Here is a 15,576-nt window from a genome sequence, read left to right on the forward strand (position 1 = left end):
TTCTGTAGAGGGTTAAGCGGGTGTCTGGAGCAGTTTGGGAAGGAGATGTCGTGACCTGTGGAAATTTCCTACGACTGTTTCAGGCATTTGTGGCTTGGCATCACATTTTCTACAAAAACTCCGCCAGTGGCCTGAATTAAGCGTATGTTTCACCGCAAAATCTTGTAGGGCGATTTCCGCCCACTACTTAAAGGGAGTTAAGCATGGGTTTGCTTCGTGTCGCTTCGGCGATGTCATTGTGTGCGTTGGCTTTTTCCGTCCAGGCCGAACAGTTGCCGATTGAAGTGCTAAGCGCCGTGGTCAAGGATCAGAAAATCGCCGACGCCGAAGTGCTGCTGCAACGCAACGGCGCGCAGAATGTGGTGGGTCGCACCAACGCCCAGGGCCAAGTGACGCTGACCAGTCAGGCCGCCGATGACGCGAGCAACCTGCTGATCATCAAGAAGCCCGGCTACTCCAACCTGGTGGTGAAGTGCCCATGCGCGGGCATGACCTACGCCATCAGCCCGGTGATGGAAAACCTCGATGGCCTGCGTGTGGTGCTGACCTGGGGCAAGACCCCGAGTGACCTCGACTCCCACATGATTTTCCCCGGCAATAACATCTATTTCGAGAACCAGAAGGGTACCGACGCCGAGTTGGATGTGGATGACACCGACAGCTACGGCCCGGAAACCATCACTCTGCAGAAAAAGCACTACGGCGAAAGCTACGTCTATGCCGTGCACGACTACAGTAATGGCGGCAACCCAGGCTCGCGCCAGTTGTCCGACAGCGAAGCCAAGGTGTTCGTGTACATGGGCCAATCGCTGGTGCGTACCTACTACGTGCCTAAGAACCGCAGCGGCAACCTGTGGACGGTGTTCCGCATGACCGGCAGCGGCGACTTCCAGGACATCAACACCTTCAGTGGTGTGACAGTGAATGCCGCCAATGTGCTGAACGAAGTCAAACCGCTGCTGGATGACAGCGTCGCGGTCACCGCAGTCACCGTTAGCTCTTCCGTACAGACTGATGCGAAGAAGCTGAACCTGAAAGGTGAAGCGGCTTACCAGGCAGGCAATCTGGATCAGGCGATTGACTACTTCCGTCAGGCCATCGATCTGGATAACAGCTTCGGCAAGGCTTACGGCAACCTCGGCCTGGCGTATCAAAAGGCTGGTAACACTGCTGAATCGATCTGGGCCAACCGCAAGGCTATCGCCCTTGCCACCGGCGCCAATGCTGCGACCGTGCGTGCAGGTGCCTACTACAACATTGCGCGGATCTACGAAGCGGCGGGGCAGTTCCAGGATGCGCTGCGTCACTACCAGTTGGCCAAGGAACAGAAAGCCAACCCGGTGTATGACACGGCGATTGAGCGGGTGCAGAACCGCTGATTCAGCTATAGCGCAGTTCTAAAGATGTGGGAGGTGCTTGCTTCCTCCCACATTTGGATCGGTGTGTTTCCTACTGCATCATCAGGTTATTCCCACTTCGGCCCTGGGCCATCTCCCAGCCTGTGTATCATCCTGTCTCTTTTTCCATGCGACCTTTCTCGATCCGCTGAGCTTACTGGGCTACGTTTTTAAGCCACCTTCAGCGGTCAATGGAGTGACAGCCTATGCACGACACCCTCCAGCAGGTCTTTGGTTATCCACAGTTTCGTTTGGGTCAGGAAGAAACGGTCAGCGCCGTTCTGGCCGGTCGTTCGGCGGCTGCAATTTTCCCTACTGGGTCGGGTAAATCCCTGTGTTATCAGCTGTCAGCAGTGTTGCTGCCGCACCTGACGCTGGTGGTCTCGCCACTGTTGGCACTGATGCAGGACCAGTTGGGCTTTTTGCAACGCCATGGCATTTCGGCGGGCAGTATCGATTCGGCCCAGAGTCGTGACGACGCCAATGACGTGATGGCCCGCGCCCGTTCCGGTGAGCTGAAAATCCTGATGATTTCCGTGGAGCGCTTGAAGAACGAGCGCTTCCGCAACTTCCTGCAAAGTGTGCAGATCTCTCTGCTGGTGGTGGACGAGGCGCACTGCATTTCCGAGTGGGGCCATAACTTTCGCCCGGACTACCTGAAGCTGCCGGACTACCAGCGTCAGTTCAAGATCCCACAAGCGCTGCTGCTGACGGCTACAGCCACGCCCAAGGTGATTGCCGATATGCAGGCGAAGTTCGCCATAGCGCCGGGTGATGTGGTGACTACGGGGTTCTATAGGCCGAACCTGAACCTGTTGGTCGAACCGGTCAGCGGCGCGGACAAACGCCGTCGCCTGGTGCAGTGGATGAGCGAACGGGCCAACCAGCCGAGCATCGTCTACGTCACCCTGCAAAAAACCGCCGAGCATATTGCCGAGCATCTGAACCGCAATGGCATACAGGCCGAGGCGTATCACGCCGGCTTGCCCCACGACAGACGTGAGGGTATCCAGCAGCGCTTCATGGGCGGGCGCTCCAATTGCATTGTCGCCACCATCGCGTTTGGCATGGGCATCGACAAGAGTGACATCCGCAATGTGGTGCATTTTGACCTGCCCAAATCCATCGAGAACTACAGCCAGGAGATAGGCCGCGCCGGGCGTGATGGGCAGCCGTCGGACTGCCTGGTGTTGGCCAACCGTGACAGCCTCAATGTGCTGGAAAACTTTGTGTACGGTGACACGCCTGAGCAGGAGGGGATCCGCCGGGTGCTGGAGGATTTGCAGGCGGCGCGCAGTGAAGGGCAGTGGGAGTTTTTACTGAGGTCGCTGTCGGACCACAGCAATATCCGCGAGCTGCCACTCAAGACCCTGCTGGTGCAGTTGGAGCTCAAAGGCGTGATCGCGCCGCGCTACGCGTTTTATGCCGAATACCGCTTCAAATACCTGATTGAGCCCGAAGCGTTACTGGCGCGGTTTTCCGGTGAGCGGCAGCAGTTTGTCGCGGCGATTATTCAAGTGTGCAAGCGTGCTAAGACCTGGGCGACGGTGGATTTCGACGCGCTGTATCAGCAGCACAATGCCGAGCGCAATCGTGTGGTGAAGGCGCTGGATTACTTCCAGGAGCAAGGCCTGATCGAGCTGGAAAGCAAGCAGATGACTGAGGTCTACAGCCTGCTGAATATCGAATTTGATCCACAGGTGTTAAGCGCCGAGTTATACACAGGCTTCAAGCACCACGAGGTGACAGAAGTGGCGCGGATTCACGCCATGCTCGATCTGTTCGCCACCGATCATTGCTTGGGCCAGCGCTTGGCCCATTATTTTGGTGATGAAAAAGCCCCCCATCGCTGCGGACATTGCTCGGTCTGTCACGGCCATGTGGCGCACCTGCCATCACCGCCGGGCTTGCCGCCGCTTGTGGATAAAAATTTCATGGAGCTGTGCGGTGATTTTATCCACAGGCATCATGAGCACACGGGCCAACTGCCGGGTGCCGAGCGACTGACGCGCTTTCTCGGGGGTATCAGTGTGCCGTTGTTTACCAAGCTGAAGGCGCGGAGCATTCCCGGTTTTGCTGCGCTGGAAGACTATCCCTATGCCGAAGTACGCAGTTGGGCCGAAGTCCATTTGAATGACCTGTAAACCCACTTTCACCAGAGGTGCCCATGCCTGATTCAGTGCCACAGCGTGCCGATTACCCTCACTTCCAGCCGATCATCACGCGCTGGCACGACAATGATGTGTACGGTCACGTGAATAACGTCACCTACTACAGCTTTTTCGACACGGCGGTGAATACCTACCTGATTGAGCAGGGCGGGCTGGATATTCATGGCGGCGAAGTGGTGGGGTTCGTGGTGAGTTCGGCGTGCGATTACTTCGCGTCGATTGCCTTTCCCGAGCGTATCGACATCGGCTTGCGAGTGGGCAAGTTGGGCAATAGCTCAGTGCAGTATGAGTTGGCGGTGTTCAAGACCGGCGAAGAGGAAGCCTGCGCGGCGGGGCGCTTTGTGCATGTGTTTGTGGATCGGGGGTCGAATCAGCCGGTGACCATTCCGGGAGTGTTGCGCGAGGCGCTGCAGCGGTTGGTGGTCTGACGGCAAAAACCAATGTGAGAGGGTGCAAGCGTGCTCTCACATTGGTTTCGCGGCGTTTTTTAGAGATTACCGGTGACGGTAGTGATGCTTGTTCTTGCGATGCCCATAGGCATGGCCGCGGCCGCGATGGTCATCACGGTCATAGCGACGGTTGTCGCGCCCACGATCACGACGATCATCGTCATCGCTCTTGTTGCCCATGTAGTTGCCCAGTGCACCGCCCGCGCCACCGCCTGCAGCCGAGCCGATCAGTGCACCTGTGCTACCGCCGACACTGCGGCCTACGACGTTGCCGCCGGCTGCGCCCAGGGCGCCGCCAATAGCGGCTTCGCCACGGCTGCGCTTGTCAGCGCCGACCGCACTACCACCTGCGCCACCGAGGGCCGCGCCGATGGTCGAACCGGTGTTGCCGCCCAACTGCTGGCCGACGACAGAACCTAGAACCCCGCCCAATGCGCCGCCTACACCGGCTTCGGTGGTGCCACCGGCCATGGCTGCGCCACTGACCAGGCCAAGGGACAACAAGAGAATCGAGGAGAACTTCATTCGGGAAACCTCAAGAGGATGACGGCGCGATCCTGAGGCTGTATTGACATTGTGACAATAGAATTCCGACCAGTAACACGAGTTGTACACAATCCTCTAAGTTACTGTTTTTAATCGGGAACTTAAGTGGTTTTTGAGAGTCTTTAACTACTTCGGAACGGCCGCTTTTATGCAAAAGCGGCCTTTTTTGTGTCCGAAATGATCAGTCAGGCTGTCCGGGCCATGATCAGGCCATTATCGCTTGCGGCTTCCAAGCGGATCGCCACGAACTTCGATGTTGGCGTATGGCTGCCATCCCCGGTGCTTTCCAGCGGCACCAGCGGGTTCACTTCCGGATAGTAAGCGGCTGCCTGCCCCGCCGGGATATCAAACGCCAGCAACGTGAAGCCCTTCACACGACGCTCACGGCCATCTTCCCACAGCGACACGATGTCAGCCTTCTGCCCCGGCTTGAAGCCCAGGCGGATGATGTCGGCTTCGTTGACGAACAGTACGTCACGCTGGCCTTTCACGCCGCGATAGCGGTCATCCAGGCCATAAATGGTGGTGTTGTACTGATCGTGGGAGCGCATCGACTGCATGATCAGATCCGGTACCCGGCCAGTGGCGTGGGTGCGTTCGTGGATCAAGTCTTTGGGCAGGATGTTCGGGCGGAAGTTGGCGCGACCCGAAGGCGTGTTCCAACGGCGCGCGCCGGCGGAGTTGCCTAAGTAGAAGCCACCTGGGTTTTTGATCTTGTCATTGAAGTCCTTGAAGCCAGGAATGGTATCGGCAATCAGGTCGCGGATACGGCTGTAATCGGCCACCAGCCAGTTCCAGTCGACCGGCTTGCTGCCCAGCGTCGCGGCGGCGATGCCGGCCAGGATTGCTGGCTCGGACTTCATCAGCTTCGACAGGGGTTGCAGTTGGCCATTGGAGCCGTGAACCATGCTGAACGAGTCTTCCACCGTGACCGCCTGCGGGCCGTCGGCCTGGATGTCGATGTCGGTACGGCCCAAACACGGGAGGATCAGCGCGTCCTTGCCGTGCATCAGGTGGCTGCGATTGAGCTTGGTGCTGATCTGCACGGTCAGGTCGCAATTACGCAGTGCTTCGAAGGTGCGCGGGCTGTCCGGGGTAGCTTGGGCGAAGTTGCCGCCCAGGCCGATAAATACTTTGGAGCGGCCTTCAAGCATCGCGTGGATCGCTTCCACCACGTTGTGCCCGTTGGTACGCGGCACCTGGAACTGGAAGCGACGCTCCAGGGCGTCGAGGAACGCCACCGGTGGACGTTCGTTAATGCCCATGGTGCGGTCGCCCTGCACGTTGCTGTGGCCGCGCACCGGGCACAAACCGGCGCCTGGGCGGCCGATGTTGCCGCGCAGCAGCATCAGGTTGGCGATTTCCTGGATGGTCGGTACCGAGTGGCGGTGCTGGGTGATGCCCATCGCCCAGCACATGATCACGTTTTTGCCTTTGGCGTACATGCGTGCCGCTTGCTCGATCTCCACCAGTGGGAGGCCGGATTGCGCGACGATTTCATCCCACGAGGTGTCGTCGATCTGGCCCAGGTAATCGAGCACGTTGGCCGTGTGTTCGTTGAGGAAGTCGTGGTCAAACACGGCTTCCTTGCCTTCGGCCTGCGCCTGGCGTTCCCACAGCAGCAGGAACTTGGCCATGCCGCGCAGGATAGCCATGTCGCCACCCAGCGCTGGGCGAAAGTAGGCGGTATTGGTCGGCTTGTCGCCGTTGGTGAGCATTTCCAGCGGGTGTTGCGGGTGCTGAAAACGTTCCAGACCGCGCTCTTTCAGCGGGTTGATACACACCACCTGGGCGCCGCGTTTAACCGCTTCACGCAGCGGTTCAAGCATGCGCGGGTGGTTGGTGCCGGGGTTTTGGCCCCAGACGAAAATCGCATCGGCATGTTCGAAGTCATCAAAGGTCACGGTGCCTTTGCCGACGCCCACGCTTTGCGCCAAGGCCACGCCGCTGGCCTCGTGGCACATGTTCGAGCAATCCGGGAAGTTGTTGGTGCCGTAGGCGCGCACGAACAGCTGATACAGATACGCCGCCTCGTTGCTGGCCCGGCCCGAGGTGTAGAACTCGGCCATATCCGGGCTTGGCAGTGCGTTGAGGTGCTGGCCGATCAGGTCGAAGGCTGCTTCCCAACTGACGGGTGTGTAGCGGTCGGTTTCGGCGTCGTAGCGCATCGGCTCGGTCAGGCGGCCCTGGTATTCGAGCCAGTAATCGCTCTGTTCCAGCAGCGCAGTGACGCTGTGTTTGGCGAAGAATGCAGCGTCTACACGACGTTTGGTGGCTTCCCAGTTGACCGCCTTGGCGCCGTTTTCGCAGAACTTGACCATGCCGCTTTCCGGCGAGTCGCCCCAGGCGCAGCCCGGGCAGTCAAAGCCGCCGTTCTGGTTGGTCTTGAGCATCATACGCAGGTTTTTCAGCGCGTTGTCGCTGGTCAACCACGCCTGTGCCACGCTGATCAGCGCGCCCCAGCCGCCCGCCGGGCCTTTGTAAGGCTTGTAGCGCGGGGTTGGGGTTTGGTCGGCTTGATGATGATTGCTCACGGCTGGTTCTCCATCGCAGGGCTGTAGACCCGCGGCGCACTTTTCTGCGGCAGGTGGATGAGATTGAGGTTGTGCCGGCGGGCCCATTGCAGGGCCAGGCCGGTGGGCGACGACAGGCTGACGAGGGTCTGGATGCCTGCGCGCAAAACTTTCTGGATCAATTCGAGGCTGCAACGACTAGTGACAATCGCCAGGCCGCCATCGGTCGGGATCTTTTGGCGGATCAACGCACCGATCAATTTATCGAGCGCGTTGTGCCGGCCAATGTCTTCGCGGCCCATCAACAGTTCGCCTTGGCTGTTCATGAACACCGCCGCATGCACCGCGCCGCTGTATTGGCCCAGAGGCTGAAAGGCGCTGATGCGCTGGCGCAGACCATCAAGCCATTCGGCGGGTGGCAGTGGTGCGCCGGGCAGTACCTTAAGGTCCGGCAAGGCTTGTTCCACCGCTTCTACACCGCACAAACCACAACCGCTGGTGCCCGCCAACTGGCGACGTTGCTGCTTGAGATTCCAGAACGCGCGGCTGGAAATCTGCACCTGAGCGTACTGGGTCGAGCCTGAACCGCTGAGTTTGAGATCATAGATGTCGCTAACGTCGGCGATAATGCCGCTGCCGATGCTGAAGCCGACGATAAAGTCTTCCAGGTCTGTCGGCGTGACCAACATGACTGCCTGGCTGATGTCGTTATAGGCGATCGCCAACGCCACTTCTTCCGCCAACGCAGTGCTGGCGACCTCTGTGTGTTCGAGATTGCAGTATTGGTAGCTCTGGCTGGCGGCGGGCGCGGGCGTTTCAGAGGCGGGCGCCGCGCAGACTGGGCGCTTGGCGTTCATGGGGCAGTACCACCGGCGGATTGGTCAGTGTTTAGACTAGGCGCGACAAAGCGTCGCGTCTAATTGCCAGTACTGATCTACCGATAGATGACGTCGATCAAGACGCGTTTTGCGATTTCTGAAACAGCGCGAAACATGCCTCTGCGAGCGCGGAGCGCGGTGCGCTGCGACGCATGATCAGCCCCAGGCGCGCAAGGGTGTGGGCATCCTCGATAGGTTGCAGGCGCAGGTGCTCGGTGAGCGCATCCAGGCCACCGTCCAGGGGCATGACCGCGCAACACAGCCCGCCGTGTACCGCCTGTAGCAACTGATGGACGGCATCGGTTTGCAGCAGCGGTTGGGGATTGAGTCCACGGCTGTGGAAGTTGTGGTCGATGGACTGGCGAAAATGCATGCCACTGGTGAGCATGCCCAGGGGCAGTTCGGTCAGGGCCTCCCAGCTCAACGGCTTGTCGCCAAAGCTGAAAAACCGCTGGTCGTAGAGCAGGCCCATGCGCGTTTCGCCCAAGGCCAGTGAGTCAAAGCGTTCATTATCCAAACGCTCAAGATAGGAGACGCCCAGGTCCAGTCGATTACTCGCAAGTTGTTCAAGGATCTGTTCGGAGCTCAAGGCCGAGAGCTCGAAGCGCAGGCTCGGGTGTTCTTTATGCAGTTGTTGCATCAACGCCAACGGATCAAAGCTCGACAGCGGCACCACGCCCAAACGCAACGTACCCACCAGGTTGCCGCGACAGGCAGCAGCTTCAGCCTGCAAGCCGTCATACGCCGCCAGCACTGTTCGGGCCCACGCCAGCACCCGTTCACCGGGTGCGGTGAAGCCTTCGAAGCGCTGGCCGCGATTGACCAGGGGCAAGTCCAACTCTTCTTCGAGGCTGCGCAGGCGCATCGACAGGGTGGGCTGGGTAATGTGGCAACGAGCCGCTGCCTGGCCGAAGTGCCGGGTTTCGTCGAGGGCGATCAGGAATTTCAGCTGTTTGATGTCCATCTTCGCTCCAGGGCTTATTCCAATGGCGGGGGGATTCTAGCGCGTTTGGGTCTTTGGCCGGGCTGGAACCCAAATCTGTAGGACTGGTCTAGTCTTTGGCATCTGGAAATCAACTACCAAGGAGCGCGTACGATGAGTCTTTTTAGCTTTGTTAAGGAAGCAGGCGAGAAGTTGGCCAAGCTGTTGACCCCGGGCAACGCCAACGCAAGCGATGATCTGAAAAAGCACATTGAAGAAGTCGGGCTGGGTAATCCCGATGTTCACGCGACTGTGGAGGGTGACAAGGTCACGCTTACTGGAACCGTTGCCAGTCAGGAAGAGAAAGAAAAAATCATTCTGGCGGCGGGCAATATTGCCGGTGTGGCCAGCGTGGATGACCAGATCACCGTATCCGGCCCGGCAGTTGCCGCAGCCCGTTTCGTCGTGGTGAAAAAGGGCGACACCCTTAGCGCAATATCCCTGGCGGTCTACGGCAACGCCAATCAGTACAACAAAATCTTCGAAGCTAACAAACCGCAGTTGTCGAACCCGGACAAGATTTACCCAGGGCAGACGCTGCGTATTCCTGAGTAATACACGGGCGAAAATATGGGAGGGGGCTTGCCCCCTGATAACGGAGTGTCAGTCAAAGCTTCCTTGACTGACACACTGCTATCGGGGGCAAGCCCCCTCCCACATTTGGTCAGAGCCCGACAATGAGATCGCGGTAGTCACCGACTGCTGCAAACTCGCCCGTGTCCTTCGGCCCTTTTTTGCTGTCCGGCTCTTTCACCGCCAGCAAATGGCCCACGCCAAACGTCTGGGCGCTGCGCAGGATCGGCAAGGTGTCGTCGATAAACAGGCTGCGCGAGGGATCAAACTGAATGTCGGCCTGCAAGGCATCCCAGAACTGCGGATCTTCCTTTGCGAAACCGTAGTCGTGGGAGCTGATCAATCGCTCGAAATACGGCGCCAGTTCAATGCGTTCCAACTTCAACGACAGCGAATCACGATGGGCGTTGGTGATCAGAATCACGCGCTTGCCGGCCTGTTTGATCGCTGTGAGAAAGGTATCCGCATCCGGGCGCAGGGCAATCAGGTGAGCGGTTTCCAGCTTGAGTTCACGCACTGGGATCTTCAGTTCTGTGCTCCAAAAATCCAGGCAATACCATTGCAACTGTCCGGCGTTACGCTCGAACAGAGGCTGCAACTCCATCTCGGCCATGGCCCGGCTCACCCCGTGCAGCTCGGCGTAGCGCTGGGGCAGGTGCTCCATCCAGAAGTGGTTGTCGTAATGCAGGTCGAGCAGGGTGCCGTCCATGTCCAGCAGGACAGTGTCGATGGCGTGCCAGGGCAAAGAGGGCATGGTGCGGTCTCATGTAAGTAAAGATATCCGACACAGACAATCGGAAAAGCCACGGTATAGTAACCCGATCACGCCAAGGAGCCGCTCATGCGCCAGAAACCCACCGTCCTCGCCCGCGAAATAGTCGCCAGTAGCCGTTTGTTCCGCGTGGAGGAAGTGCAGTTGCGCTTTTCCAATGGCGTTGAACGGACCTACGAGCGCCTGGTGGGGCGTGGTGCCGGCTATGGCGCGGTGATGATCGTGGCGATGATCGATGAAGAGCATGCCTTGCTGGTCGAAGAGTACTGCGGCGGTATCGACGAATATGAGTTGTCCTTGCCCAAAGGCCTGATCGAACCGGGTGAAGACGTACTGGCTGCCGCCGATCGTGAGCTCAAGGAAGAAGCCGGTTACGGCGCGCGACAGTTGGAACACATTACCGAGCTGTCGCTGTCGCCCGGTTATATGAGCCAGAAAATCCAAGTGGTATTGGCCACTGACCTGTATGAAGAAAGCCTTGAAGGCGATGAGCCCGAGCCGATGCGTGTGGATCGGGTCAATCTGCGCGAGCTGTCACAGTTAGCGCAAAACGAGCAATTCAGTGAGGGTCGCGCTTTGGCGGCGTTGTACCTGGTACGAGATCTGTTGATCCAGCGTGGAGCGTTTACCGCATGAGCGAACTGTTTTTAGGCCACCCGTTTATCGCCCCTGTAATCGAGCTGGCTCGCCAGGCGGGTGAAGTCATCCTGCCGTACTGGCGCGCCGATGTGGCGGTGACTTCAAAGGCCGACGATTCGCCGGTGACGGCAGCAGACCTGGCCGCCCACCACCTGATTCTCGCTGGCCTCACCGCGCTGGACCCGAGCATCCCCGTGCTGTCCGAAGAAGACGCTGATATCGACCAGAGCGTGCGCGCAGGCTGGACACGTTGGTGGTTGGTGGACCCGCTGGACGGCACCAAGGAATTCATCGCCGGCAGTGAAGAGTTCACCGTCAATATCGCCCTGATTGAACACGGCCGCGTTGTGTTCGGTGTGGTGTCGATGCCCACCAGTGGCCGTTGCTACTTTGGCGGCGCAGGTTTAGGCGCGTGGCGATCCGATGTGAACGAAGCGCCCAGGCAGATCCAGGTGCGCAAGGCACCGGCGGCGGGTGAGGCATTCACGGTGGTTGCCAGCCGTCGGCATACCAGCCCCGAGCAGGAGCGTTTGCTGGACGGGTTGAGCGCAGGCGTGGGTGAGTTGAAGTTGGCGAATATCGGCAGCTCGTTGAAGTTCTGCCTGTTGGCCGAGGGCAGCGCCGACTGCTATCCACGCCTGGCGCCGACTTCGCAATGGGATACGGCTGCTGCACAAGGCGTGCTCGAAGGTGCGGGGGGCGAGGTGCTGGAGTTGAGTGGTGAGCCGTTCAGCTACCCGGCGCGGGAATCGTTGTTGAACCCGTTTTTTCTGGCGTTGCCGGCGAAGGCTGCGTGGCGTGAGCGGTTGCTGACCTTGGCAAGATCTTAAAACCACCGCAGATCAAAATGTGGGAGGGGGCTTGCCCCCGATAGCGGTGTATCAGTCAATACAGCAGTGACTGAACTACCGCCATCGGGAGCAAGCCCCTCCCACATTTGTTTTGTGTATTGGCTTCTAGCGGTGCAGGACGTATTGGCCAGTGAAGGCTACCGCTCTTTCGTCACTGCCCTCATTCACGATCCACGTGTCCAACGCCAACCGTGCCCGGCCATAGCGCTTGTAGGTCGCGATAAAGCGCTTCCATACCTTTTCCTCCGGCGCCGCGCATATTGCGGTCGCGTCTTGCGTCACCGGCAGCGGATAACTGATCTGCCCTTCCTGAATCACGATATGCCCGTCTTCAATCCCTTCCTCACGCAGTTGCAGGTGCAGCCAGCCCCAACCCGCCAGCACCGCGCCGCAGTAGAGGCTGCCGCCGAACATGGTGCTCTTGTGGTTGATATTGGCCTGCAGGGGCAGGTGCAGCCGCAGTTGCCTGTCTTGCCAGTCGAGCACCTTGAGGCCCATTTCCCGGGTCAGGGGGATGTCGTGGTGCAGGACGGATTCCAGGTAACGGCTGTCGCGGCTCATGGGGACCTCTTGGTGGGTGGGCAGGGTCATTCGTCGTCGGCGCTTTGGTTGGCGAAGTTCAGGCCATGCTTGCGCAGTTTGTCGTGCAAGGTCTTGCGCGGTACTCCGAGGGCTTCGGCGAGGCTGCGCATGGAGCTGTGGGGACGGGTCAGTTCGGCAGCGATCAGGCTTTTCTCGAACTGCTCGACTTGCTCGCTCAAGCCACCCGGTGTGGAGGTCAGTACGCTGCTGGCGGGGTTGTCCGGCGTGCTGTCCAGTGCCAGTTCCAGGCCCAGTGCAAAGCGCTCGGCGGCGTTCTGCAATTCCCGCACATTGCCCGGCCAGCTGTGACGCAACAACAAGGCCCGCTGGCCCGGCTGCAGCTCATGCAACGTCAGGCCATGGCGGCTGCTGGCTTCGTCGGCGAAGTGCTGGAAGAGCATCAATGCATCTTCACCGCGCTCGCGCAGCGGCGGAATGCGTAGCGGCGCGACGTTGAGACGGTAATACAAGTCGGCGCGGAAACGGCCCTGGTCGGCGGCCTGGCGCAGGTCCTCCTTGGTGGCGGCGATAATGCGGATATCCAGCGGGATCAGTTGATTGCCGCCCAGGCGTTCCACCACGCGCTCCTGCAACAGGCGCAACAGTTTGACCTGCACATCCAGGCTCATGCTTTCGATTTCGTCGAGGAACAAGGTGCCGCCGTTGGCAAACTCGAACTTGCCGATGCGGCGTTTCTGCGCCCCGGTAAAGGCGCCGGGCTCATGACCGAACAGCTCGCTTTCGACCACCGACTCGGCGAGGGCACCTGCGTTGATCGCGACGAACGGGCCGCTGCGTCGGTTCGACAGGTCATGCAGTGCACGGGCCACGACTTCTTTGCCGGCGCCGGTTTCACCGAGGATCAGCACGTCGGCCTTGGTCGCCGCCAACGCGCCGATCTGCTCGCGCAGTCGCAGCATTTGCGGTGAGTGCCCAACGAGTCGCGTGCTCAGTTGCTGGCGGTCGCTGAGGGCCAGACGCAGGCTGCGGTTATCCAGCACCAATCGGCGCAGGGCCAGGGCGCGGCGTACGCTGTCGAGCAGCGAGTCGCTGGCGAAGGGTTTTTCGAGGAAGTCATAGGCGCCGGCGCGCATGGCTTGCACCGCCAGCGGCACGTCGCCGTGGCCGGTGATCAGCAGCACCGGCAGGTCTGGATCCTGGCCGTGCAGTTCGGCCAGCAGCTCCAGGCCGTCCATGCCGGGCATGCGGATGTCGCTGACCACTACGCCCGGCCAATCCCGTGACAGGCGCGCGGTGAGGCCGGTGGCTTCGCCCAGGGTCAGGACTTTCAGCCCGGCCAGGTCCAGGGTCTGGCACAGGGCCTGACGCAGGTGTGGATCGTCGTCGATCAACACCACCTGAATCTGGTTATCGATACTCATACACTGCGGTCCTCGGACGGTTGCAGACTGACGCCCGGCGAGCCGGCACGCAATTTCAGGGTTAACAGCGCGCCACCTTCCTTGTGGTTAGCGAACGACAGTTCGCCGCCAAAGGCACGCATCAAGGTGTCACAGATCGCCAGGCCCAATCCCAGGCCTTGGGTGCGGGTCTTGGTGGTGTAGAACGGTTCGCTGGCGCGGCCCAACGCTTCCATGCAAAACCCAGGGCCATTGTCACGAATGTACAGGTTGACGCCTTGGGCGGTGGTTTCGGCACTCAGCCACAGTTTACGCGGCGGGCCTTTTTCGGTGAGGGCGTCCAGGGCGTTGGCCAGCAGGTTGCCCAGCACTTGGCGCAGCCGTGTTTCGCCGGCCTGTACCCACAGGGTCGCTTCCGGCAAATCGCGGATCAGCTCCACCTCCATTGACCGCCGACGTTTGGCCAGCAGCGCCAGCGCGTCGTCCAGCGCCGGTTGCAGGGCCACGCTCTCCGGCGCATGCCGGTCGCGCCGGGCGAAGGCGCGCAGGTGGGCGATGATCGAAGCCATGCGTCCGGTAAGTTCGCTGATCAACTTAAGGTTGCCCCGCGCATCGGCGGTGCGTTCATGGTCCAGCAGGATCTCGGCGTTTTCCGCGTAGCTGCGAATTGCGGCCAGGGGCTGATTGAGTTCGTGGCTGATACTCGCCGACATGGTGCCCAGCGCCGAGAGCTTGCCCGCTTGCACCAAATCATCCTGGGCGCGCACCAGTTCCTGCTGGGCATGTTCGCGTTCCAGTACTTCTTGTTTGAGGCGGCGGTTCAAGCCTTCCAGGTCGCTGGTCCGCTCGATCACACGGGCTTCCAGTTCGCGACGCGCCTTGGCTTCAAAAGCGATGCGCTCCAGGTAATGGCGGCGTCGTTGCATCATCAAACCGAGCAGCAACATCAGCACCAGAAGCGTGGCCCCACCCACGGCGACCACCGTTCGCACCGGGCGGCTGATCAATGATTGGGGCGCGAGGATTTCGACGTTCCAGCCGGTCTCGGCGATGGCAGTGGATTGGCGCAACCATGCGGTGTTGCTCAGGCTCAGCGGCTGTGGATCACGGGTCGGGTAGGGCTGGATTGCAGTGATCGCCTGTCGTTCTTCAGCGGTCAGCGGCCGAGTGGCGCGGAAACGCCATTGCGGGCGTGAGGTGAGGATCACCACGCCGTTGTGGTCGGTCACCAGCAGTTGTTCAGGCGTGTTGCCCCACAGGCTTTCGGTATGGTCCAGGTCGACCTTGACCACCAGCACGCCGATGATCTTGTCGCCCTCGCGCACGGCGGCGGCGAAGAAATAACCGCGTTTGGCCGACGTAGTACCCAGGCCGAAAAACCGCCCGAGGCGCCCGGCCATGGCTTCGCTGAAGTACGGGCGGAACGAGAAATTGCGCCCGACAAAGCTGTCCTGTTTATCCCAGTTCGAGGCGGCGAGGGTCTTGCCGGTGGTGTCCATCAGGTACATCACTTCAACCCCGGCCTGGGCGGCGACGTCCTTGAGCAGCAGGTTGGCGTTGATCTGATGGGAGCTTACATTCGGCGCATCCAGCACGGTGCGCAGCGCGGGCAAGTCGCCGAGGATCTGCGGCAGCACTTCATAGCGGTGCAGGGTGCCCAACAGGTTGGCGACGTAGAGGTCGAGGGTCTGGCGATTCTGCCCGGCCAGTTCGCTGCGGTAATAGCGCTCGGCCAAGTGCTCCAGCGGCCACAGCAGCGGTGCCAGGCACAATGCCAGCAGGGCGAGGCTGCGCCAGCGGGGTCTTCGCGGAAGGGATGGAGTCATGGGAGTCGTGCGCCTATGGGGACAGGCGCATTATGC

Annotated in this window: 14 protein-coding genes; 6 read left to right on the plus strand and 8 right to left on the minus strand. The window is 60.2% G+C overall.

Annotated elements, in window-relative coordinates; all coding sequences use genetic code 11:
* Nucleotides 1-203: 203 nt before the first annotated feature.
* The 3 genes from AOA61_RS16200 to AOA61_RS16210 all read left to right on the plus strand — a co-directional run bounded on the left by AOA61_RS16200 (nt 204) and on the right by AOA61_RS16210 (nt 3,996).
* Nucleotides 204-1,379 (plus strand): tetratricopeptide repeat protein, encoded by a 1,176-nt coding sequence (locus AOA61_RS16200; protein WP_099602141.1) that lies wholly within the window; start codon nt 204-206, stop codon nt 1,377-1,379.
* 224 nt (nt 1,380-1,603) lie between these two features.
* Nucleotides 1,604-3,541, plus strand: coding sequence for an ATP-dependent DNA helicase RecQ (locus tag AOA61_RS16205; RefSeq protein ID WP_099602142.1), 1,938 nt, complete (start codon nt 1,604-1,606; stop codon nt 3,539-3,541).
* A 23-nt stretch (nt 3,542-3,564) separates the two neighbouring features.
* Entirely contained in the window at nt 3,565-3,996 is a 432-nt protein-coding gene (locus AOA61_RS16210; RefSeq protein ID WP_032884953.1) for a thioesterase family protein, read from the plus strand.
* Nucleotides 3,997-4,062: 66 nt separating this feature from the next.
* Here AOA61_RS16210 and AOA61_RS16215 read toward each other — a convergent pair whose 3' ends face one another.
* From AOA61_RS16215 to AOA61_RS16230, 4 genes are all read right to left on the minus strand, one after another.
* Nucleotides 4,063-4,542 carry a glycine zipper domain-containing protein gene (locus tag AOA61_RS16215; RefSeq protein ID WP_032884954.1) on the minus strand — a complete coding sequence of 160 codons (480 nt, stop codon included), beginning with the start codon at nt 4,540-4,542 and terminating at the stop codon, nt 4,063-4,065.
* Nucleotides 4,543-4,748: 206 nt separating this feature from the next.
* Nucleotides 4,749-7,097, minus strand: a complete 2,349-nt coding sequence (locus AOA61_RS16220) for an FdhF/YdeP family oxidoreductase (RefSeq protein ID WP_032884956.1) — start codon at nt 7,095-7,097, stop codon at nt 4,749-4,751.
* On the minus strand, nt 7,094-7,933 hold the full coding sequence (gene fdhD / locus AOA61_RS16225; protein ID WP_032884958.1) for a formate dehydrogenase accessory sulfurtransferase FdhD: 840 nt from the start codon (nt 7,931-7,933) through the stop codon (nt 7,094-7,096). The genes AOA61_RS16220 and fdhD overlap by 4 nt, the downstream gene beginning before the upstream one ends.
* 97 nt (nt 7,934-8,030) lie before the next feature.
* On the minus strand, nt 8,031-8,918 hold the full coding sequence (locus AOA61_RS16230; RefSeq protein WP_032884960.1) for a LysR family transcriptional regulator: 888 nt from the start codon (nt 8,916-8,918) through the stop codon (nt 8,031-8,033).
* A 132-nt stretch (nt 8,919-9,050) separates the two neighbouring features.
* On the opposite strand from AOA61_RS16230, the gene lysM reads away from it, so the two are divergent.
* The gene (lysM, locus tag AOA61_RS16235) at nt 9,051-9,491 is read left to right on the plus strand and encodes a peptidoglycan-binding protein LysM (RefSeq protein WP_095186282.1); all 441 of its coding nucleotides are present in this window, start codon (nt 9,051-9,053) and stop codon (nt 9,489-9,491) included.
* A 109-nt stretch (nt 9,492-9,600) separates the two neighbouring features.
* Here lysM and yrfG read toward each other — a convergent pair whose 3' ends face one another.
* Nucleotides 9,601-10,263, minus strand: coding sequence for a GMP/IMP nucleotidase (gene yrfG / locus AOA61_RS16240; RefSeq protein WP_099602143.1), 663 nt, complete (start codon nt 10,261-10,263; stop codon nt 9,601-9,603).
* A gap of 87 nt (nt 10,264-10,350) precedes the next feature.
* Here yrfG and nudE point away from each other — a divergent pair, with 87 nt between their 5' ends.
* Nucleotides 10,351-10,917, plus strand: coding sequence for an ADP compounds hydrolase NudE (gene nudE / locus AOA61_RS16245; RefSeq protein ID WP_032884966.1), 567 nt, complete (start codon nt 10,351-10,353; stop codon nt 10,915-10,917).
* A complete protein-coding gene (gene cysQ, locus AOA61_RS16250) occupies nt 10,914-11,750 on the plus strand; it encodes a 3'(2'),5'-bisphosphate nucleotidase CysQ (RefSeq protein WP_032884967.1) in 837 nt (278 codons plus the stop codon). The genes nudE and cysQ overlap by 4 nt, the downstream gene beginning before the upstream one ends.
* A 126-nt stretch (nt 11,751-11,876) precedes the next feature.
* Here cysQ and AOA61_RS16255 read toward each other — a convergent pair whose 3' ends face one another.
* From AOA61_RS16255 to AOA61_RS16265, 3 genes are read right to left on the minus strand one after another with little or no spacing between them, the layout of a single operon-like run.
* A complete protein-coding gene (locus tag AOA61_RS16255) occupies nt 11,877-12,332 on the minus strand; it encodes a YiiD C-terminal domain-containing protein (RefSeq protein WP_032884968.1) in 456 nt (151 codons plus the stop codon).
* A gap of 26 nt (nt 12,333-12,358) precedes the next feature.
* Nucleotides 12,359-13,735 carry a sigma-54 dependent transcriptional regulator gene (locus AOA61_RS16260; protein ID WP_032884969.1) on the minus strand — a complete coding sequence of 459 codons (1,377 nt, stop codon included), beginning with the start codon at nt 13,733-13,735 and terminating at the stop codon, nt 12,359-12,361.
* Nucleotides 13,732-15,540: an ATP-binding protein gene (locus tag AOA61_RS16265; RefSeq protein ID WP_032884970.1), complete on the minus strand. Its 1,809-nt coding sequence runs from the start codon at nt 15,538-15,540 to the stop codon at nt 13,732-13,734. The genes AOA61_RS16260 and AOA61_RS16265 overlap by 4 nt, the downstream gene beginning before the upstream one ends.
* Nucleotides 15,541-15,576 lie beyond the last annotated feature (36 nt).

Source organism: Pseudomonas sp. 2995-1 (assembly GCF_002742505.1).
Lineage (GTDB): Bacteria > Pseudomonadota > Gammaproteobacteria > Pseudomonadales > Pseudomonadaceae > Aquipseudomonas > Aquipseudomonas sivasensis.